We start from the raw sequence: 18,908 nt of genomic DNA on the forward strand, positions 1-18,908 counted from the left end.
CCGTTTTTTGTGCCTGGCTTCAGGCTGCCTTCGCTGGCAAGCCAGCTCCTACGGGGGCGGTGTGGTCTGTAGGAGCCGGCTTGCCGGCTAAGAGGCTCGTAGGGCGGGCCGGGGCTGGCAGCGGGTCACGGGTATTTGCGTTTGTCCGGCGCCGGCGGGAAGTACTGGTACAGCCAGGTCTCGCTCAGGGTACGGTCGTTGGTGCGGATGAACAGCCGCAGTTCCACCGGTTCGACGCTGTCGTTGGTGGGGAACCAGTCGAAGGTGATGCGGTAGCCCTTGATCTCGTCCAGCACCAGCACGTTGAAGTCCTTGACCTCGCCGTTAGACGCGGTGACCACCGGCTCGATGCCGGTGCCCGCTGGCAGGCGATCCAGGCCGCCGCCGGTGAAGTCCACGGCAAAGCGCCGCGCCCAGACTTCCGGGTAATGCTCGCCCGGGGCCCAGCCTTCGACGAAACCACCCATGCCGGAGCGGGTGGCGTGTACTCGCGCCAGGGGCGTGCCCACGGGCGGCAGGGCGCTCCAGTAGAGTTTGTAGCCGTAGTTCAGCGAGTCCCCGGCGGCCACCGGTTTTTTCGGGGTCCAGAAGGCCACGATGTTGTCCAGGGTTTCGCCGGTGGTGGGGATTTCCAGCAGGTCGATGCTGCCTTCGCCCCAGGCGGTGGTGGGCTCGACCCACAGGCTCGGGCGGCGGCTGTACCAGTCCACGGTGTCCTGGTAGCTGGTGAACTCGTGGTCGGTCTGCACCAGGCCGAAGCCTTTCGGGTCCTTGTCGGCGAAAGCGTTGAACTGCAGGTTCGCCGGGTTGTTCAGCGGGCGGCAGATCCACTCGCCGTTGCCGCGCCACATGGCCAGGCGGTCGGAGTCGTGGATCTGCGGGTGGATGGTGTCGCACATGCGCCGCTCATGGGTGCCGCAGCTGAACATGCTGGTCATCGGTGCAATGCCCAGTTGCTCGATGGCGGTGCGGGCATTGATGTGGGCGTCGACGTCCATCACCACGCGTTCGGCCTGGCAGTCGATGTCGAAACGGTAGGCACCGGTGGCGCTCGGCGAGTCCAGCAGGGCGTAGACCACGAAGCGGGTGCTGTCCTTGTCCGGGGTCTCGAACCAGAACTGGGTGAAGTCGGGGAACTCCTCGCGGCGCTTGGCGTAGGTGTCGATGGCCAGGCCACGGGCCGAGAGGCCGTACTGGCCGGTGGCGTCCACTGCGCGGAAGTAGCTGGCACCAAGGAAGGACACCACGTCGTGCTTGTCCAGTTCCGGGGCCTTGAACAGCTTGAACCCGGCAAAGCCCAGGTCGCCCTTGAGCTGGGCGGTGTCGACGCTGGTGTTCTGGTAGTTGAACAGTGGCGGGCGGAAGTGCACCTCCCGCGCCTGGCGGGTCTTGGGGTCGACACTGTGCATGCGCACCGGCTGCTTGAAGCCCATCCCGACGTGGAAGAACTGCACGTCCAACTGCCCGTTCAACTCGTTCCACAGCGAGTGCTTGCTGTCGTACTGGATGGCGTTGAAGTTCTGCGGGGTCATCTTCGCCAGGGTGGGCGGCAACACCTGCTTGGTGTCCACGTACTGGCTGGCGGCAAGTTGCTTGGCCTGGGCCTTGAGCTGCTCGAAATCGAACGCCTGGGCCTGGCCATCAGCGGCGCCGGCCCAGGCGCGGGCGGCCAGCAGGCCGCTGGCCGAGAGGCCGGTATAGGCCGCCAGGGCCATGGAGGCTTTGAGGAGATTCCTGCGGTGCATGGTTGAACCTTGATCAGAGAAAGATCCCAAGCCGTTCCTGGCTGCGTGGGGGGATCGCGAGGGGTGGTTCGGTCATGCCATCGGCCAAACGCAACGGACTATAAACAGACGCCGGATAGAATAAACGGTTCGCCAGGGGCAGAAAAATGATTAGCTTGTGTCCATTGGTAACCGCCCGATCCCCTTCAGGAACTGCTCCCATGCTGCACCCGCGCTTGCTCGGCGAAGACGATATCCCCTTGCTCAAATGGATCGACCGCGCCGAGGTCATCGATGAGTTCTACCGCCTGTGCAATGGGCAATTGAGCTGCTACGCCCAGCATGAAGTGGTGCAGGGCTGGCCGGAGGGCGAGGCCGAGCATGACGCATTGATCTTGCAGCAGTGTTACCGGCGTGGCGGTTGGCTGTACGGGGTGTTCGACGGCCCGGCGCTGGTGGCCGCGGTGGTGGTGGATTGCCTGCCGATCGCCTGTGCCGGGCTGGATCTGCGGCAATTGAAGTTCCTCCATGTGAGCCAGGCCTATCGCGGCCTTGGCCTGGGCCGGCAGTTGTTTGCCCTGGCCCGGGAGCAGGCCCTGGTCCTGGGGGGGCAGGGCTTGTATGTGTCGGCCACGCCGTCGCGGCATACGGTGGATTTCTACATGCGCCTGGGCTGCGAACTGCTGGCCACGCCCGACCCGCAACTGCTGCGCATCGAGCCCGAGGACATCCACCTGTACCTGCGCCTGGCCTAGGCCGCCAGGCGCTTGCGCCAGCTTGGCCAGGCCGCGATGGTCACGGCCCGCAGCAGCCACTCGCAGGGGCCGTACTGGTGGCTGCGCAACCACAGGGTGCTGAGCTGCATCTGCAGCAGGTAGATGGCAACCACCAGCAGCACAATCCACAGCGGCGGCAACTGGTTGACCAGCCCCAGCCCGTAGCCGGTGAACAGCAGCCCCAGAATCAGCGATTGCAGCAGGTAGTTGCTCAAGGACATGCGGCCCAGTGGCGCCAGCCGTCGGCACAGGCGTTGGCCCGGGGCCGAGCCGAAGGCCTTGAGCAGCAGCATGGCGTAGCTGGCCGAGAGCAGTGGTGCGGTCAGTTGGCTGATGCCGTAGCCGAGCACTTCCAGGCCGCCGCCGGGCGCATAGGCCGCCCAGTAGCCGTAGAGCAGGGCGCCACCCAGGCCCAGCGGCAGGCTGATCCTCAGCAGCCGTGCCAGGTGCGGTTCGAAGGCGTAGGGCGCCACCAGCAGCTTGTTGCGCCCCGCCACATAGCCCAGCAGGAACATTGCCAGGGTGCAGGGGCCCTGCAGCAGCCACAGCGCCGAGGCGGTTTCCAGCAGGTGCGAGGCGTTGTAGGCCAGGGTTTGCAGGGCGCTGCCGCTCAGGGCCAGGTCCTTGAGTACCGGCCCGCCATCGGCGGCGCCGGTGTAGAGGCCGGCCTCCAGCAGGGTGATGCCGAACAGCAGGAACAGCGCCGCCGTGCCGCTGATCAACAGTGCGGCCAGGGCCGCCGCCCAGCGGACCGACAAGCCGCGCAGCATCAGCAGGACCAGCCCCAGCACGGCGTACAGCGAGAGAATTTCGCCATAGAACAGCAGGGCGCCGTGGATCAGGCCGATCACCAGCAAGGCCAGTTGCCGGCGCAACATGCGCGGCACGAAGCGCTCCCCCGAGCGTTCGGCGGAGGTCATCTGCAAGGTGAAGCTATAGCCGAACAGGAACGAGAACAGCAGGTAGAACTTGGTCTCGAAGAACACCGACACCAGCCAGCGAACCAGGTGGTCAAGGCTACTGGCGTAGCCCGGGTTGCTCACCGACGAGGCGTAGTACGGATCGGCGAAGGACCAGATATTCACCGCCAGGATGCCCAGCAGGGCGAAACCGCGCAGGGCGTCCACCTGCTCCAGGCGCGCTGCTTGCGTCGCTCCGGAGGCCGTCATCTGCGGGGTACCGGCAACAGCGGTGGTGAAAGCGGGGTACAGCGCATGGAACGGACCTCCGGGGTTGATCGAGCCAGAGGCTCAATTAACCCGATCAGGCCGGGGCGCAGCTATGGGGATTTTGTTAAAAAGCGTCAAGATGCGGGCTCAGCTTCCCACCTGGGCGGGCGCTGAAGGTTCCAGGCACTGGGCGCCGCTGGCCGGCATCTCATTCTTTTTGCTCCACCAGGTCAGCGGCCAGAGGCTATGCAGGTCACCGCGCTTGAGTGCTTCCTGGTGACAGGCCAGGGCCCTGGGTCTGTCGGTGACGCCCCACTGGCCATCGGCATAGCCACTGCCCAGGTAGTAGAAGGCGCTGCCTGAATCCAGTTCCCTGGCGGTGCGCAGCACCAGCTCTTCGGACTTGCGCGGCTGCTGGCATTGGGTGATCGAGCCATCGCCGACTGGGTCGCAGTAGTACATGGACAGCATCAGCGCCGCCTCGGCATCGGTCTTGGCGTAGGGCAGCAGCAGTTCTTCCGGCTCCCCCGGCTTGAGCGCCGGGGCCATGCCCGAGTAGCCGAGGCTGACCGCCTGCACCGCGGCCTTGGGTGAGCCGTGGCGGGCGGCATCGAGCAGGATGCGTTGCCCGAGCTCGAAGAAGTACGCGGTCAGCGGGTACTGCTCGCGTCCGCCGTAGCCCAGGAACAGGTCAGCCTTGCGCATCTGTCGCTGCAGGGCGCTTTCGCCTGCGGGGGCGTTGTGTGTGAGCAATTCGTCCATGGACCATTGCTCGACGCGCACCAGTTGCCAGCAGGCACCCTGTTCAAAGACGAAGGCTTGCACCACATCGCCCAGGGGATCGTTGACCACCAGGGTATTGCCCTCCCAGAAGCTCTGCAGGCCAGCTTCGGCCTGGACCTTGGGGGCGAGCCGGGTCAGCAGGTGGTGGGTGTCGCCCGTGAGCTTGTAGCGCGCGGTGACTTCCCGGCCGCGCTCGTCAGTGATCGGCCGTTGCTCGACCAGTGGCACGGCAGTGAATGCCTGCTGCAGTTCCGGGCTGCTGGCAAAGGCCTGGGCAAAGACCTTCAGGTCGCTGGACGGGCAGGCAGGTGCGGCGGCGGCCTGGGCGGCGGCACCGAGCATCAGGCTCAGGGCGATCAGGTGCAAACAGCGACGGGGGGTGGGCATCGGCAGGGTCATCCGGGGGCGATACAGAACAGGCATGTGGGCAAGCAGGCTCATTGGCTTTGCGGGTCGCAATACAGCACCGAGCTGCCGGGAGTATGGCGGTCTTCGGTGAGCAGCGGGCGTTCCCGGCCATCACCGAAGAAGGCGGTTCCCAGGTGCTGGCGCACGCTGTCGACACTGTCCTTGAGATACAGGGCGTGGACCGAGAACGGCCCGCGATAGGGAATCATCACCGCGCTGACTGCCAGGCCGTGGTACTGGTCGTCGACGCAATAGCGGGCGGCTTCGTCCAGCTCGCAGGGCTGCAGTTGGCGTTCGCTGAAGTACGCGCCCCGGGGCTGGTGGTCGCTGGCGTCCAGGTAGACGTTTTCCATGGAGCAGTCGGCAAGCCCGGCGAACTGCTGCTCCAGGCTCATGGCCAGGCAGGGGCGGCCAATGATCAGCAGTACAAGCGCCAGCCAGAAGCGCGCAATTGGGGTGTTTCTACTGGGCATGCAACTGCTCCCTGGGCAGGCACAGCCGGCACAGACCCTGCGCCAGCCAGATCGCCAGCAATGGCGGCACGGTCATCAGGAAGCAGTAGACGTAGCCGCGTATCGGATGGTCGGGAAACATTGCCCAGGCGGTGAACAGCGCCAGGGTGCCAATCAGGACCAGCTTGACCTTGAGCTGGGGCACCAGGACCAGCAGGAAACTGACGACGATCAGCAGTTGCAGCAGCAGTTCCACCATCATCCCCAGACCGAAGCCCTTGGCGAGAGCGCCGAAGTGGCTGCGGTACACCGGTATGCCCCAGACATGGGCGTAGTAGAACAGCAGCGGTGGCAGGCAATGGGGCACCAGGCCGGTGAGGATTCGCGTCACCTGATAACGGCTGGCAGCGTCCAGGCTCATGGGCGGCACTCGCAGACTGTGGTGGGGTTGTCACGGGGCATGGGAGCATCCTTGCTGCCGGAAGGTATGGGGTGAGCCCGGGCAGTGGCGCCGGTGCTTTTCAGGAGGCGGATAGTGCCGTAACTCGGGGCGCCAATCCAGTGGGGCGACGCCGGTGTTCCAGGCCGGGCAAAGCAACATTCAGAAGCACTATCGCCGCATCGACCCGGGCACTTCTCTCTAGGCTTACAGCCTTATGTGTCGACATGACACCTATTTTCCGGAGGCAGCAGATGAACACCCGTGGATTGCTCGATCAATTACTCAGGTCCGGCCAGGAAATGCTGCAGAACAAGGCAGGCGCAGCGCCGGCGGAGCACGGCAAGGGCTCGCAGGGCGGCCTCGGCGGCTTGCTCGGTGGCCAGTCCGGCGGCCTCGGTGGGCTGCTTTCCGGCGCCGGTGGCGGTGCCTTGGCAGCCGGGGCCATGGGCCTGCTGCTGGGCAACAAGAAGGCCCGCAAGTACGGCGGCAAGGCCCTGACCTACGGCGGTCTCGCGGCCCTCGGCGTGCTGGCCTACAAAGCCTACGGCAACTGGCAGGCGCAGCAGGGCGCCGCCCCGCGCAGCGAACCCCAGACCCTGGACCGCCTGCCGGCGCAGCAGGTGGAATTGCACAGCCAGGCGATCCTCAAGGCGCTGGTGGCGGCGGCCAAGGCCGACGGCCATGTGGACGAGCGCGAGCGGGCGCTGATCGAGGGCGAGTTCCGCAAACTGGACAACGACCCGCAATTGCAGCAGTGGCTGCACAGCCAGCTGAACAAGCCCCTGGACCCGGCGGACGTCGCCCGGGCCGCGAGCACGCCGGAAATGGCCGCGGAAATGTACCTGGCCAGCGTGATGCTGGTGGATGAAGAACACTTCATGGAAAAAGCCTACCTGGACGAGCTGGCGCGCCAGTTGCAACTGGCGCCGGGGCTCAAGGCCGAACTGGAGAACCAGGTGCGCCAGAACAACCTCTGAAGCGGTGTTGGGAGTGCCGTTCGCCACGGATGGCGGTTCTGCCGGGTGGATTTGCCGAATTGCCTTGGCTGGGGTGATAAAACCGCCGCTGAGCCGCCATCCAGAGCGGGTGCACAAATTTATCGAAAGTGCCAACCGTGGTGCTAAACCACCCATAAAACCTGCATCGTCCTCGGCTATACTCCCCACATTTTTGAATGGCCTCGAGGACTGACTGTGAAGAACTGGACGTTGCGCCAACGCATTTTGGCGAGCTTTGCGGTGATTATCGCCATCATGCTGTTGATGGTCGTCGTCTCGTACTCGCGGCTGTTGAAGATCGAATCCGGTGAAGAACGCATGCGCAATGACGCGGTGCCCGGGGTCTATTTCAGTTCGATGATCCGCAGCGCCTGGGTCGACACCTACCTGCAGACCCAGGAAATCATCGGCCTCAAGCAGAATCAGGACATCAGCGCCGAGGACAAGGCGGACTTCAAGGCCTTCGAAGAACGCCTGCAGACCCAGATGACCAATTACAAGCAGACTATCAACAGCCGCGAGGACCAGAGCGAGTTCGATGCCTTCGAGAAGGACCACCAGGAGTTCAACCGCATCCAGGCCGCCGTGCTCGATCTGCACCAGCGTCGCCAGGAAGCCGAGGCAATCCGCCTGTTCAATGAGCAACTGACCCCGGCCTGGACCGCCGGGCGGATGAAACTCAACGACATCATCAGCGAAAACAAGGCCGTGGCCGACTCCGCCACCGCCGCCATCGACGATGCAGTGGCCGCGGCCAAGGTCAGCATGGGCGTGTCGTTGCTGCTGGCGGTACTGGCTGCCGGGCTCTGCGGCCTGCTGCTGATGCGCGCAATCATGGCGCCGATGAACCGCATCGTGAGCATTCTGGAAATCATGCGCACCGGTGACCTGAGCGGCCGCCTGAACCTGGACCGCAAGGACGAGTTCGGCGCCGTGGAAACCGGCTTCAACGACATGATGACCGAGCTCACCGCCCTGGTGTCCCAGGCCCAGCGCTCCTCGGTGCAGGTCACCACCTCGGTGACCGAGATCGCCGCCACCTCCAAGCAGCAACAGGCCACCGCCACCGAGACGGCCGCCACCACCACGGAAATCGGCGCCACCTCGCGGGAGATCGCCGCGACCTCCCGGGACCTGGTGCGCACCATGACCGAAGTGTCCAGCGCCGCCGACCAGGCCTCGGTGCTTGCCGGCTCCGGCCAGCAGGGCCTGGCGCGCATGGAAGACACCATGCACTCGGTGATGGGCGCGGCAGACCTGGTGAACGCCAAGCTGGCGATCCTCAACGAGAAGGCCGGCAACATCAACCAGGTGGTGGTGACCATCGTCAAGGTCGCCGACCAGACCAACCTGCTGTCGCTCAACGCCGCCATCGAGGCCGAGAAGGCCGGCGAGTACGGCCGCGGTTTTGCCGTGGTCGCCACTGAGGTGCGGCGCCTGGCGGATCAGACCGCAGTGGCCACCTATGACATCGAGCAGATGGTCCGTGAGATCCAGTCGGCGGTGTCGGCGGGGGTCATGGGCATGGACAAGTTTTCCGAGGAAGTGCGCCGCGGCATGGCCGAGGTGCAGCAGGTGGGTGAACAGCTGTCGCAGATCATCCATCAGGTCCAGGCCTTGGCTCCGCGGGTGTTGATGGTCAATGAGGGCATGCAGGCCCAGGCCACGGGTGCCGAGCAGATCAACCATGCCCTGGTGCAACTGGGGGATGCCAGCAGCCAGACCGTCGAGTCCCTGCGCCAGGCCAGCTTTGCCATTGACGAGCTGAGCCAGGTGGCGGTGGGGCTGCGCAGCGGCGTTTCGCGTTTCAAAGTCTGATGGATGAGCTCGCGCACAAGCGCAACGGCGCAACTGGTGCCAGGAATGCTCTGTTCCTGGTGTTCCGCATCGGCCAGGAGCGCTATGCGCTGCAGGCCGTGGATGTGGTGGAGGTGTTGCCGCGCCTGCAGCTCAAGCCCATTGCCCAGGCGCCGTCCTGGGTGGCCGGGGTGTTTGCCTATCGCGGCGTGGTGGTGCCAGTCATCGACCTGTGCGAGCTGACCTTCGGCCGCCCGGCGCAGTTGCGCACCAGTACCCGGCTGGTGCTGGTGCACTACCGTGGCGATGTCGGGCAGCCGGCGCGGATTCTCGGGCTGTTGCTGGAACAGGCCAACGACACCCTGCGCTGCGACCCGGCGCAGTTCCAGCCCTATGGCCTGGACAACTGCCAGGCGCCATACCTGGGGCCGGTGCGCGAAGACGCCCAGGGCCTGCTGCAATGGGTGCGGGTCGACGACCTGCTGCCCCTCAAGGTGCGTGAGCTGCTGTTTCCCGCCGTGCCCCTGGATCCGGCATCGCTTGAGGAGCCTCGATGAGCGAGGAGCAACGATTTTTCGATTTCCTCAAGGAACGTATCGGCCTGGATGTCGCCTCCGTGGGGCCGGCGATCATCGAGCGCGCGGTACGCCAGCGCTGCAATGCCCTGTATGCCCGCAGCAGCGATGAGTACTGGCAGAAACTGCAAGGTTCGCGGGATGAGCAGCAGGCCCTGATCGAAGCGGTGATCGTTCCGGAAACCTGGTTTTTCCGCTATCCGGAATCCTTCGCTACCCTGGTCAAGCTGGCCAAGGCGCGGCTGGCGCAGATCAAGGGCATGCGGGCCCTGCGCCTGTTGAGCCTGCCGTGCTCCACCGGCGAGGAGCCCTATTCCATCGCCATGGCCCTGCTCGATGGCGGCCTGGCGCCGCATCAGTTCAAGGTCGACGGCCTGGACGTCAGCCCGTTGTCGGTGGAGCGGGCCAAGGCTGCGCTGTACGGCAAGAATTCCTTTCGTGGCCAGCCCATCGAGTTTCGCGAGCGGCATTTCAACCCTGAAGAAGGCGAGCGTTATCGCCTGAGCGAGCGGGTTCGTGAGCAGGTGCGGTTGCAGGTGGGCAATGTCCTGGATCCGGGCTTGCTGGCCAGTGAACCGGCCTTCGATTTCGTGTTCTGCCGCAACCTGCTGATCTATTTTGACCAGCCGACCCAGCGCCAGGTGTTCGAGGTGCTCAAGCGCCTGACCCATGAAGAGGGCGTGCTGTTCATCGGCCCCGCCGAAGGCAGCCTCCTGGGCCGCCTGGGCATGCGCTCCATCGGCATCCCGCAGTCCTTCGCCTTCAGCCGCCATGAGCCCGAGCCGGCCCCGGTGGTGCTGCCGCAACCCTTGCCGCTGCCGGTTCCCGTGCGCAGCCTGGTGCCCCCGGCGCCGCGCCCACGGCCGTTCGCCAGGCGCCCGGTAGCGGCGCCGTTGAGCGACGGCGCGCTGATGGAAAGCGATGCCGCCAGCCTGCTGGCCACCATTGCCGCCCTGGCCAACGAGGGCAAGAGCGCCGAGGCCCGTGCCGCCTGCGAGCGTTATTTGCAGCAGCACGAGCCGGTGGCCCAGGTGTTCTACTGGCTGGGCCTGCTCAGTGATGTGGCCGGCAACGCCATGGAAGCCCAGGGTTACTACCGCAAGGCCCTGTACCTGGCGCCCCAGCACCCCGAAGCCCTGGCGCACCTGGGCGCGCTGCTGGCTTCCCAGGGTGATGTGGCCGGGGCCCAACGATTGCAGGAGCGCGCGGCCCGCAGCGTTCGCTCTGCCGACAGTGAGTTGAAACGATGAGCCATCCCTATTCATTGGACGTCACCCGTGAAGATGCGCAGGCCATCGATGATTGCTGGAACCGCATCGGTATCCATGGCGACAAGTCCTGCCCGTTGCTGGCCGAGCACATTCATTGCCGCAACTGCTCGGTGTATTCGGCCGCCGCCACCCGCCTGCTGGACCGCTATTCGTTGCGCCAGGAGGACCGCGAGCATTCGGTGGTGCTGGAGGCCGACAGCGATGTGGTCACTCGCTCGCTGCTGATGTTCCGCCTCGGCGAAGAGTGGCTGGGCCTGCCGACCCGCTGCCTGCTGGAAGTGGCACCGCAGCAGGCGATTCATTCCTTGCCGCACCAGCGCTCGCGCGCCCTGCTGGGGGTGGCCAATGTCCGCGGGGCGCTGGTGGCCTGCCTGTCGCTGACCGAGCTTCTGGGGCTGGATCCTTCCCCGGCCGCGCCGGCAGGAGGACGGGTGATGCCGCGCATGCTGATCATCGGCGCCGCCGGAGGCCCGGTGGTGGTGCCGGTGGACGAAGTGCACGGCATCCACGCCATCGACGAGCGCATCCTCAACGGCGCCTCGGCCTCCGGCGAGCAGGCCAATGCCAAGTACACCCGTGGCGTGTTGCAATGGCAGGGGCGCAGCCTGCGCCTGCTGGACGAAGAGCAATTGCTCGCGGCCGTGACCCGGAGCCTGACATGACCCCCGATCAGATGCGCGACGCCTCGCTGCTGGAGCTGTTCAGCCTGGAAGCCGAAGCCCAGACCCAGGTGCTCAGCACCGGGCTGCTGGCCCTGGAGCGCAACCCGACCCAGGCCGACCAGCTGGAAGCCTGCATGCGCGCAGCCCATTCCCTCAAGGGCGCGGCGCGGATTGTCGGGGTCGATGCCGGGGTCAGCGTTGCCCACGTGATGGAAGACTGCCTGGTGAGCGCCCAGGAAGGGCGGCTGTACCTGCAGCCCGAGCATATCGACGCCCTGCTGCAGGGCACCGACCTGCTGATGCGCATCGCCACCCCGGGCGGTGCGGAGCTGGTCGCCGCGGACATCCCGTTGTACGTGGCCCTGATGGAGCGCCTGTTGACCCCAGGGGCCGCGATGCCGGCGGCGCAAATGCCGGAACCGCCAGTGCCGGAGCTGCCAATCGCACAACCGCAAGCCCCGGTGCAAGCCCATGGAGCGTTCCTGGGCGAGCCCGAGGCCGAGGCCGAGCCCGTGCTGCTGGCTGCCAGCGAACCCGCCCATGAGCCCGCTCGCCCGGGCAAGCGCATGACCGAAGGCGGCGAGCGGGTGCTGCGGGTCACGGCCGAACGTCTCAACAGCCTGCTGGACCTGTCGAGCAAATCCCTGGTGGAAACCCAGCGGCTCAAGCCCTACCTGGCCACCTTGCAGCGCCTGCGGCGGATCCAGAGCAACAGCCTGACCGCCCTGGAAAACCTCAACCTGCACCTCAAGGAACATGCCTTGAGCCTGGAGGCTCAGGAGGCCCTGGCGGATGCGCGGCGCCTGCTGGCCGAATCCCAGCAGTTGCTGGCGGAGAAAACCGCCGAGCTCGACGAATTCGGCTGGCAGGCCAGCCAGCGCGCCCAGGTGCTCTACGACACCGCGCTGGCCTGCCGCATGCGGCCCTTTGCCGACGTACTCACCGGCCAGGTGCGCATGGTTCGCGACCTGGGTCGCAGCCTGGGCAAGCAGGTACGCCTGGAGATCGAGGGGGAGAAGACCCAGGTCGACCGCGATGTGCTGGAGAAACTCGAAGCGCCGCTGACCCACTTGCTGCGCAACGCCGTCGATCACGGCATCGAACTGCCGGAGCAGCGCCTGCTGGCGGGCAAGCCGGCGGAAGGGGTGATTCGCCTGCGGGCATCCCACCAGGCCGGTCTGCTGGTGCTGGAACTCAGTGACGACGGCAATGGGGTCGATCTGGAGCGTTTGCGCCAGAGCATTGTCGAGCGCCAGTTGTCGCCGGCGCAGACCGCGGCCCAGCTCAGTGAGGAAGAGTTGCTGACCTTCCTGTTCCTGCCGGGCTTCAGCCTGCGGGACAAGGTCACCGAGGTCTCCGGTCGCGGCGTCGGCCTGGATGCGGTGCAGCACATGGTGCGTCAGCTGCGCGGGGCGGTGGTGCTGGAACAGGACACTGGCCAGGGCAGCCGTTTCCACCTGGAGGTGCCGCTGACCCTGTCGGTGGTACGCAGCCTGGTGGTGGAGGTCGGCGACGAGGCCTACGCCTTCCCGCTGGCCCATATCGAACGCATGTGCGACCTGGAGCCCGAGGCCATCGTCCAGGTGGAAGGGCGCCAGCATTTCTGGCACGAAGGCCGGCATGTCGGCCTGGTCGCCGCCAGCCAGTTGCTGCAGCGGCCGGCAACCCAGGAAAGCGCGCCAACTCTGAAAGTGGTGGTGATCCGCGAGCGCGATGCGGTGTACGGGATCGCCGTGGAGCGTTTCATCGGCGAGCGCACCCTGGTAGTGCTGCCGCTGGACGACCGCCTGGGCAAGATTCAGGACATCTCCGCCGGAGCCCTGCTCGATGACGGCCGGGTGGCGCTGATCGTGGATGTCGAGGACATGCTGCGCTCGGTGGACAAACTGCTCAATACCGGGCGTCTGGAGCGCATTGCGCGCAACCATCAGCAGCACGCACAGGCCGCGCGCAAGCGTATTCTGGTGGTGGACGATTCGCTGACGGTGCGTGAATTGCAACGCAAGCTGCTGATCAACCGCGGTTACGACGTGGCGGTGGCAGTGGATGGCATGGATGGCTGGAATGCCTTGCGTTCGGAAAGCTTCGACCTGTTGATCACCGACATCGACATGCCGCGAATGGATGGAATTGAATTGGTCACACTCTTGCGTCGTGACAATCGCCTGCAGTCCCTGCCGGTGATGGTGGTGTCCTACAAGGACCGTGAGGAAGACCGGCGCCGTGGACTGGATGCCGGTGCCGACTATTATCTAGCCAAAGCCAGTTTCCATGACGACGCCCTGCTGGATGCAGTGGTGGAACTGATTGGAGGAGCGCGGGCATGAAGATAGCGATAGTCAATGACATGCCCATGGCCGTGGAGGCCCTGCGCCGTGCCCTGGCCTTCGACCCCAGCCACGAGGTGGTGTGGGTCGCCACCAATGGTGCGGAAGCGGTGAAGTACTGTGCCGAACTGACCCCGGACCTGATTCTCATGGACCTGATCATGCCGGTGATGGATGGCGTCGAGGCCACGCGGCGGATCATGGCCGAGTCGCCGTGCGCCATCGTGATCGTCACCGTCGATCGCCAGCAGAATGTGCACCGGGTGTTCGAAGCCATGGGCCACGGCGCGCTGGATGTGGTGGACACTCCGGCCCTGGGCGCGGGCAATGCCCAGGAAGCGGCGGCGCCACTGTTGCGCAAGATCCTCAATATCGGTTGGCTGATCGGCCAGCGCGGCAGCCGGGTGCGTTCCGCGCCCCAGCCACTGCGCAGCGGTGCGCCACGCCAGAGCCTGGTGGCCATTGGCTCCTCCGCGGGTGGGCCGGCGGCTCTGGAAGTGTTGCTCAAGGGCTTGCCAAAGGACTTTGCCGCCGCCATCGTGCTGGTCCAGCACGTTGATCAGGTGTTTGCCGCAGGCATGGCCGAATGGCTCAGCAGTGCCTCCGGCCTGGAGGTGCGCCTGGCCCGGGAAGGCGAGCCGCCGCAAAGCGGCAAGGTCCTGCTGGCGGGCACCAACCATCATATCCGTCTGTTGAAGAACGGCACCCTGGCCTATACCGCCGAGCCGGTGAACGAGATCTACCGGCCCTCCATCGATGTGTTTTTCGAGAGCGTTGCCAGTTTCTGGAATGGCGATGCGGTGGGGGTGCTGCTGACCGGCATGGGCCGTGACGGCGCCCAGGGCTTGAAGCTGATGCGTGATCAGGGTTATCTGACCATCGCCCAGGACCAGAACAGCAGTGCGGTGTATGGCATGCCCAAGGCGGCCGCTGCCATCGGCGCCGCCTCAGAGATTCGCCCGCTGGACAAGATCGCTCCACGTTTGCTGGAGATATTTGCCAAATGACTGATAAACGCAGCTGTCCTGGCCAGGTAGCAATTCAGGTGACAACCCATGAATGATTTACAGCTCGACGAATTCAAGACCGACGAAAATGCCGCCATGGTGTTGCTGGTGGACGACCAGGCCATGATCGGCGAAGCGGTGCGGCGTGGGTTGGCGAACGAGGAAAACATCGATTTCCACTTCTGCGCCGATCCGCACCAGGCCATTGCCCAGGCGATCCGCATCAAGCCCACGGTGATTCTCCAGGACCTGGTGATGCCGGGCCTGGACGGCCTGACCCTGGTGCGCGAGTACCGCAACCACCCGGCGACCCAGAACATCCCGATCATCGTTCTCTCCACCAAGGAAGACCCGCTGATCAAGAGCGCGGCCTTTGCCGCCGGGGCCAACGACTACCTGGTCAAGCTGCCGGACAACATCGAGCTGGTGGCGCGCATTCGCTATCACTCCCGTTCCTACATGACCCTGTTGCAGCGTGATGCGGCCTACCGCGCCCTGCGGGTCAGCCAGCAGCAACTGCTGGACACCAACCTGGTGCTGCAACGGCTGATGAACTCCGACGGCCTGACCGGGCTGTCCAACCGCCGGCATTTCGATGAGTACCTGGAGCTGGAGTGGCGGCGGGCGATGCGTGAACAGAGCCAGCTGTCGCTGTTGATGATCGACGTCGACTACTTCAAGACCTACAACGACACCTTCGGCCACCTGGAGGGCGACGAAGCCCTGCGCAAGGTGGCCACGGCGATTCGCGAGGCCAGCAGCCGGCCTTCCGACCTGCCGGCCCGCTACGGCGGCGAAGAGTTCGTGCTGGTGCTGCCCAATACCTCGCCGGGCGGGGCGCGACTGGTGGCCGAGAAGCTGCGCCAGACCGTGGAAGCCTTGAAAATCCCCCATATCGCGCCGGTGGAGGGCGCGAGCCTGACCATCAGCATCGGTCTTTCCACCGTAACGCCGCAGCCCAACAGCCATTGCCGGCAGTTGATTTCGGCGGCGGACAAGGGGCTGTACCTGGCCAAGAACAACGGTCGCAACCAGGTCGGGATCGAGTAACCGCCTCAGCTTCCAGGCTGCTCGTCGGTCGCCGGGTCCCGAGGGACGGGCACCAGGGTGTCGCCGAACAGGTAGTAGCTGTGGCTTGCGGTTTGCGAGCAGGTGAGAAGGGCGGCTTCGACCCTGTATCGGGTGTGCAGGTCGAGCCTTTTCTCGTTGAAGAGGTTGTTCAGCCGGCAGCAGGCGGCGATGGGGTAGTCACCGAAGCTGTAGCTGAAGTGGCCATTTCTGTGGCTGGAGACCCAGGTGGCGCTGAATTGACCTTGCAGCCACTGGGTCCGGGCTGCCACCTCGCTTTGCTGGCCTTTCAGACGATGCAAGACCCACCACCACAGGAAGATCGCCCACGGCACCAGCAGGGCGCAGGCCAGCTGTGGGGAGATCAACAGCCAGACCCCTTGCAGCAGGATCAGCACGAACAGGCTCAGGAACAGGCATATGAATGCCTGTGCTCCCCTGAGATTGCGACGCTCGCGGGCCTTGATGTAGCGGATTTGCGAGTCGCTGAGGGTTCTCTCCATGGCGGGCTGTTTCCTGGTTCTGCTGGCAATCGAGTGCGAGAAGTGGCATTCACGCTCGGATTGTATAGGTCCTGGCGCTTAAATTAGCGGGTCTAATTGCGCTTAAAGCCGCTAAGCGGGCTGCCGTGAATCAGTGATTCCGTTATAATCTCCGGCTTTCAAAAGTTCGCCAACGAGTGCCGCCCCCCATGGAAATCAACCCGATCCTGAACACCATCAAGGACCTGTCCGAGCGCTCCGAAACTATTCGGGGGTATCTTTGACTACGATCAAAAGCATGAGCGTCTGACCGAGGTCAATCGCGAGCTTGAAGATCCGAGTGTCTGGAACAAACCCGAATACGCCCAGGAACTGGGCCGCGAGCGCGCAGCGCTGGCACAGATCGTCGAGACCCTGGACGAACTGAACGGCGGCCTGGCCGATTGCCGCGATCTGCTGGACATGGCGGTCGAGGAAGAGGACGAAGGCGCGGTGGGCGATGTCGTCGCCGAGCTGGCCCGTCTCGAGGAAAACCTCGCCAAGCTCGAATTCCGCCGCATGTTCAGCCACGAAATGGACCCGAACAACGCCTACCTGGACATCCAGGCCGGCTCCGGCGGCACCGAGGCCCAGGACTGGGCCAACATCCTGCTGCGCATGTACCTGCGCTGGGCCGACAAACGCGGTTTCGACGCGACCATCATGGAACTGTCGGCCGGTGAAGTCGCCGGTATCAAAGGTGCGACCGTGCACATCAAGGGCGAATACGCCTTTGGCTGGCTGCGCACCGAGATCGGCGTGCACCGTCTGGTGCGCAAGAGCCCGTTCGACTCCGGCAACCGTCGCCACACCTCGTTTTCCGCCGTTTTCGTCTCGCCCGAGATCGACGACAAGGTGGAAATCGAAATCAACCCGGCAGACCTGCGGATTGACACCTATCGTTCCTCCGGTGCCGGTGGTCAGCACGTAAACACCACCGACTCGGCCGTACGTATCACCCACGTACCGACCAACACCGTGGTCAGCTGCCAGAACGAACGTTCCCAGCACGCCAACAAGGACACCGCCATGAAAATGCTGCGGGCCAAGTTGTACGAGCAGGAAATGCAGAAGCGCAACGCCGCGTCGCAAGCGCTGGAAGACACCAAGTCGGACATCGGCTGGGGTCACCAGATCCGCTCCTACGTGCTCGATGCGTCGCGGATCAAGGATCTGCGCACCAACATCGAACGCAGCGACTGCGACAAGGTACTCGACGGCGACATCGACGAATACCTGGAAGCCAGCCTGAAATCGGGCTTGTAATACTGCAATACGGGATCGGCTGACACGGTGCGATCCCGTAGGAGCCGGCTTGCCGGCGATCTCCAGGCCGAAGGCCTGGGGGCAATGAACCTGTGATGGAATTTCAAAAGACATGAGCGACCAACAACTCGACCCGCAAGCCCTGCAACAGGAAGAAAACTCCCTGATCGCCCTGCGCAAGGAAAAGCTTGCTGCCGAGCGCGCCAAGGGCAATGCCTTCCCGAACGACTTCCGCCGCGAAAACTACTGCGAAGATCTGCAGAAGAAATACGCGGACAAGACCAAGGAAGAGCTCGCAGAGGCTGCAATCCCGGTCAAGGTTGCCGGTCGCATCATGCTCAACCGTGGCTCGTTCATGGTGATCCAGGACATGACCGGTCGCATTCAGGTCTACGTCAACCGTAAAACCCTGTCCGAAGAAACCCTGGCCTCCGTCAAGACCTGGGACATGGGCGACATCATCGCTGCCGAAGGCACTCTGGCCCGTTCCGGCAAGGGTGACCTGTACGTTGAAATGACCAATGTGCGCCTGCTGACCAAGTCGCTGCGCCCGCTGCCGGACAAGCACCACGGCCTGACCGACACCGAGCAGCGCTACCGTCAGCGCTACGTCGACCTGATCGTCAACGAAGAAGTACGCCAGACTTTCCGCGTGCGTTCGCAAGTGATCGCCCACATCCGCAGCTTCCTGATGAAGCGCGACTTCCTCGAAGTCGAAACGCCGATGCTGCAGACCATCCCTGGCGGCGCGGCGGCCAAGCCGTTCGAAACCCACCACAACGCGCTGGACATGGAAATGTTCCTGCGTATCGCCCCTGAGCTGTATCTGAAGCGCCTGGTGGTTGGCGGTTTCGAGAAAGTGTTCGAGATCAACCGCAACTTCCGTAACGAAGGCGTTTCGACCCGTCACAACCCTGAATTCACCATGTTGGAGTTCTACCAGGCTTACGCCGACTACGAAGACAACATGGACCTGACCGAAGAACTGTTCCGCGAACTGGCGCAGTTGGTCCTGGGCAGCACCGACGTGCCGTACGGCGACAAGGTGTTCCACTTCGGCGAGCCGTTCGCGCGCCTGTCGGTGTTCGACTCGATCCTCAAGTACAACCCCGAACTGACCGCTGATGACCTGAACGACATCGACAAGGCTCGCGCCATCGCCAAGAAGGCCGGTGCCAAGGTGCTGGGCTTCGAAGGCCTGGGCAAGTTGCAGGTGATGATTTTCGAGGAACTGGTGGAGCACAAGCTGGAGCAGCCGCACTTCATTACCCAGTACCCGTTCGAAGTGTCGCCGCTGGCCCGTCGCAACGACGATAACCCCAACGTCACCGACCGTTTCGAGCTGTTCATTGGTGGTCGCGAAATCGCCAACGCCTACTCCGAGTTGAACGACGCGGAAGACCAGGCAGAGCGCTTCATGGCCCAGGTGGCGGACAAGGACGCTGGTGATGACGAAGCCATGCACTACGACGCCGACTTCGTCCGTGCCCTGGAATACGGTATGCCGCCCACCGCCGGCGAGGGCATCGGTATCGACCGCCTGGTGATGTTGCTGACCAACTCGCCGTCGATTCGCGACGTGATCCTGTTCCCGCACATGCGGCCGCAAGCTTAAGTGCTCTGAATAATCAGCCGCCTTTATCAGGCGGCTTTTTATTGTCT

At 64.4% G+C, this 18,908-nt stretch carries 17 protein-coding genes; 11 read left to right on the plus strand and 6 right to left on the minus strand.

What is annotated here, in order from left to right:
• Positions 1–125 precede the first annotated feature (125 nt).
• Complete coding sequence (locus AC1RMG_RS08740) at positions 126–1,745, minus strand: glucan biosynthesis protein D (RefSeq protein ID WP_368994160.1); 1,620 nt, start codon at positions 1,743–1,745, stop codon at positions 126–128.
• A 200-nt stretch (positions 1,746–1,945) separates the two neighbouring features.
• Here AC1RMG_RS08740 and AC1RMG_RS08745 point away from each other — a divergent pair, with 200 nt between their 5' ends.
• Complete coding sequence (locus tag AC1RMG_RS08745; RefSeq protein WP_011059471.1) at positions 1,946–2,479, plus strand: GNAT family N-acetyltransferase; 534 nt, start codon at positions 1,946–1,948, stop codon at positions 2,477–2,479.
• On the opposite strand, the gene AC1RMG_RS08750 is transcribed toward AC1RMG_RS08745, so the two are convergent.
• The 4 genes from AC1RMG_RS08750 to AC1RMG_RS08765 form a co-directional block, all read right to left on the minus strand.
• Positions 2,476–3,669: a DUF418 domain-containing protein gene (locus AC1RMG_RS08750; RefSeq protein WP_053149219.1), complete on the minus strand. Its 1,194-nt coding sequence runs from the start codon at positions 3,667–3,669 to the stop codon at positions 2,476–2,478. The two genes, AC1RMG_RS08745 and AC1RMG_RS08750, sit on opposite strands and share 4 nt — an antisense overlap.
• Positions 3,670–3,816: 147 nt before the next feature.
• Positions 3,817–4,839, minus strand: a complete 1,023-nt coding sequence (locus tag AC1RMG_RS08755; protein WP_493168963.1) for a hypothetical protein — start codon at positions 4,837–4,839, stop codon at positions 3,817–3,819.
• A 50-nt stretch (positions 4,840–4,889) separates the two neighbouring features.
• The gene (locus tag AC1RMG_RS08760; RefSeq protein ID WP_053149225.1) at positions 4,890–5,333 is read right to left on the minus strand and encodes a hypothetical protein; all 444 of its coding nucleotides are present in this window, start codon (positions 5,331–5,333) and stop codon (positions 4,890–4,892) included.
• Entirely contained in the window at positions 5,323–5,733 is a 411-nt protein-coding gene (locus AC1RMG_RS08765; RefSeq protein WP_053149228.1) for a hypothetical protein, read from the minus strand. Before AC1RMG_RS08765 ends, AC1RMG_RS08760 begins: the two co-directional genes overlap by 11 nt.
• Before the next feature lie 272 nt (positions 5,734–6,005).
• On the opposite strand from AC1RMG_RS08765, the gene AC1RMG_RS08770 reads away from it, so the two are divergent.
• From AC1RMG_RS08770 to AC1RMG_RS08805, 8 genes are all read left to right on the plus strand, one after another.
• Positions 6,006–6,731 carry a tellurite resistance TerB family protein gene (locus AC1RMG_RS08770; RefSeq protein WP_493168966.1) on the plus strand — a complete coding sequence of 242 codons (726 nt, stop codon included), beginning with the start codon at positions 6,006–6,008 and terminating at the stop codon, positions 6,729–6,731.
• 216 nt (positions 6,732–6,947) lie between these two features.
• Positions 6,948–8,570, plus strand: a complete 1,623-nt coding sequence (locus AC1RMG_RS08775; protein ID WP_065364560.1) for a methyl-accepting chemotaxis protein — start codon at positions 6,948–6,950, stop codon at positions 8,568–8,570.
• Positions 8,570–9,106, plus strand: a complete 537-nt coding sequence (locus AC1RMG_RS08780; protein ID WP_368995661.1) for a chemotaxis protein CheW — start codon at positions 8,570–8,572, stop codon at positions 9,104–9,106. Before AC1RMG_RS08775 ends, AC1RMG_RS08780 begins: the two co-directional genes overlap by 1 nt.
• Positions 9,103–10,374: a CheR family methyltransferase gene (locus AC1RMG_RS08785; RefSeq protein ID WP_493168969.1), complete on the plus strand. Its 1,272-nt coding sequence runs from the start codon at positions 9,103–9,105 to the stop codon at positions 10,372–10,374. Before AC1RMG_RS08780 ends, AC1RMG_RS08785 begins: the two co-directional genes overlap by 4 nt.
• Complete coding sequence (locus AC1RMG_RS08790) at positions 10,371–11,057, plus strand: chemotaxis protein CheW (protein ID WP_015634305.1); 687 nt, start codon at positions 10,371–10,373, stop codon at positions 11,055–11,057. Before AC1RMG_RS08785 ends, AC1RMG_RS08790 begins: the two co-directional genes overlap by 4 nt.
• Positions 11,054–13,384, plus strand: a complete 2,331-nt coding sequence (locus AC1RMG_RS08795; RefSeq protein WP_011059481.1) for a hybrid sensor histidine kinase/response regulator — start codon at positions 11,054–11,056, stop codon at positions 13,382–13,384. Before AC1RMG_RS08790 ends, AC1RMG_RS08795 begins: the two co-directional genes overlap by 4 nt.
• Positions 13,381–14,391: a chemotaxis response regulator protein-glutamate methylesterase gene (locus tag AC1RMG_RS08800; RefSeq protein WP_011059482.1), complete on the plus strand. Its 1,011-nt coding sequence runs from the start codon at positions 13,381–13,383 to the stop codon at positions 14,389–14,391. The genes AC1RMG_RS08795 and AC1RMG_RS08800 overlap by 4 nt, the downstream gene beginning before the upstream one ends.
• Positions 14,392–14,439: 48 nt before the next feature.
• Positions 14,440–15,441: a response regulator gene (locus tag AC1RMG_RS08805; protein WP_011059483.1), complete on the plus strand. Its 1,002-nt coding sequence runs from the start codon at positions 14,440–14,442 to the stop codon at positions 15,439–15,441.
• A gap of 5 nt (positions 15,442–15,446) precedes the next feature.
• On the opposite strand, the gene AC1RMG_RS08810 is transcribed toward AC1RMG_RS08805, so the two are convergent.
• Positions 15,447–15,962, minus strand: a complete 516-nt coding sequence (locus AC1RMG_RS08810) for a hypothetical protein (protein ID WP_053149237.1) — start codon at positions 15,960–15,962, stop codon at positions 15,447–15,449.
• A gap of 188 nt (positions 15,963–16,150) precedes the next feature.
• Between AC1RMG_RS08810 and prfB the strand changes: the two genes are divergently transcribed.
• Together prfB and lysS are read left to right on the plus strand one after the other, a co-directional pair.
• Positions 16,151–17,246 (plus strand): peptide chain release factor 2 gene (gene prfB / locus AC1RMG_RS08815; RefSeq protein WP_100255254.1). Its coding sequence is split into 2 segments (ribosomal slippage): positions 16,151–16,222 and positions 16,224–17,246, totalling 1,095 coding nucleotides; the frame shifts between segments, so codons are not numbered across the junction.
• A 112-nt stretch (positions 17,247–17,358) separates the two neighbouring features.
• Positions 17,359–18,861, plus strand: a complete 1,503-nt coding sequence (gene lysS / locus AC1RMG_RS08820) for a lysine--tRNA ligase (protein ID WP_011059486.1) — start codon at positions 17,359–17,361, stop codon at positions 18,859–18,861.
• The last annotated feature ends 47 nt before the right edge of the window (positions 18,862–18,908 follow it).

It is taken from the genome of Pseudomonas sp. GW822-FHT04H02 (assembly GCF_058800645.1).

What these genes read in the sequence shown, in the direction of transcription:
- AC1RMG_RS08740 (WP_368994160.1), bottom strand. Translation starts at nt 1,745, where the DNA reads ATGCACCGCAGGAATCTCCTCAAAGCCTCCATGGCCCTGGCGGCCTAT.
- AC1RMG_RS08745 (WP_011059471.1), top strand. Translation starts at nt 1,946, where the DNA reads ATGCTGCACCCGCGCTTGCTCGGCGAAGACGATATCCCCTTGCTCAAA.
- AC1RMG_RS08750 (WP_053149219.1), bottom strand. Translation starts at nt 3,669, where the DNA reads ATGACGGCCTCCGGAGCGACGCAAGCAGCGCGCCTGGAGCAGGTGGAC.
- AC1RMG_RS08755 (WP_493168963.1), bottom strand. Translation starts at nt 4,839, where the DNA reads ATGCCCACCCCCCGTCGCTGTTTGCACCTGATCGCCCTGAGCCTGATG.
- AC1RMG_RS08760 (WP_053149225.1), bottom strand. Translation starts at nt 5,333, where the DNA reads ATGCCCAGTAGAAACACCCCAATTGCGCGCTTCTGGCTGGCGCTTGTA.
- AC1RMG_RS08765 (WP_053149228.1), bottom strand. Translation starts at nt 5,733, where the DNA reads ATGAGCCTGGACGCTGCCAGCCGTTATCAGGTGACGCGAATCCTCACC.
- AC1RMG_RS08770 (WP_493168966.1), top strand. Translation starts at nt 6,006, where the DNA reads ATGAACACCCGTGGATTGCTCGATCAATTACTCAGGTCCGGCCAGGAA.
- AC1RMG_RS08780 (WP_368995661.1), top strand. Translation starts at nt 8,570, where the DNA reads ATGGATGAGCTCGCGCACAAGCGCAACGGCGCAACTGGTGCCAGGAAT.
- AC1RMG_RS08785 (WP_493168969.1), top strand. Translation starts at nt 9,103, where the DNA reads ATGAGCGAGGAGCAACGATTTTTCGATTTCCTCAAGGAACGTATCGGC.
- AC1RMG_RS08790 (WP_015634305.1), top strand. Translation starts at nt 10,371, where the DNA reads ATGAGCCATCCCTATTCATTGGACGTCACCCGTGAAGATGCGCAGGCC.
- AC1RMG_RS08795 (WP_011059481.1), top strand. Translation starts at nt 11,054, where the DNA reads ATGACCCCCGATCAGATGCGCGACGCCTCGCTGCTGGAGCTGTTCAGC.
- AC1RMG_RS08800 (WP_011059482.1), top strand. Translation starts at nt 13,381, where the DNA reads ATGAAGATAGCGATAGTCAATGACATGCCCATGGCCGTGGAGGCCCTG.
- AC1RMG_RS08805 (WP_011059483.1), top strand. Translation starts at nt 14,440, where the DNA reads ATGAATGATTTACAGCTCGACGAATTCAAGACCGACGAAAATGCCGCC.
- AC1RMG_RS08810 (WP_053149237.1), bottom strand. Translation starts at nt 15,962, where the DNA reads ATGGAGAGAACCCTCAGCGACTCGCAAATCCGCTACATCAAGGCCCGC.
- lysS (WP_011059486.1), top strand. Translation starts at nt 17,359, where the DNA reads ATGAGCGACCAACAACTCGACCCGCAAGCCCTGCAACAGGAAGAAAAC.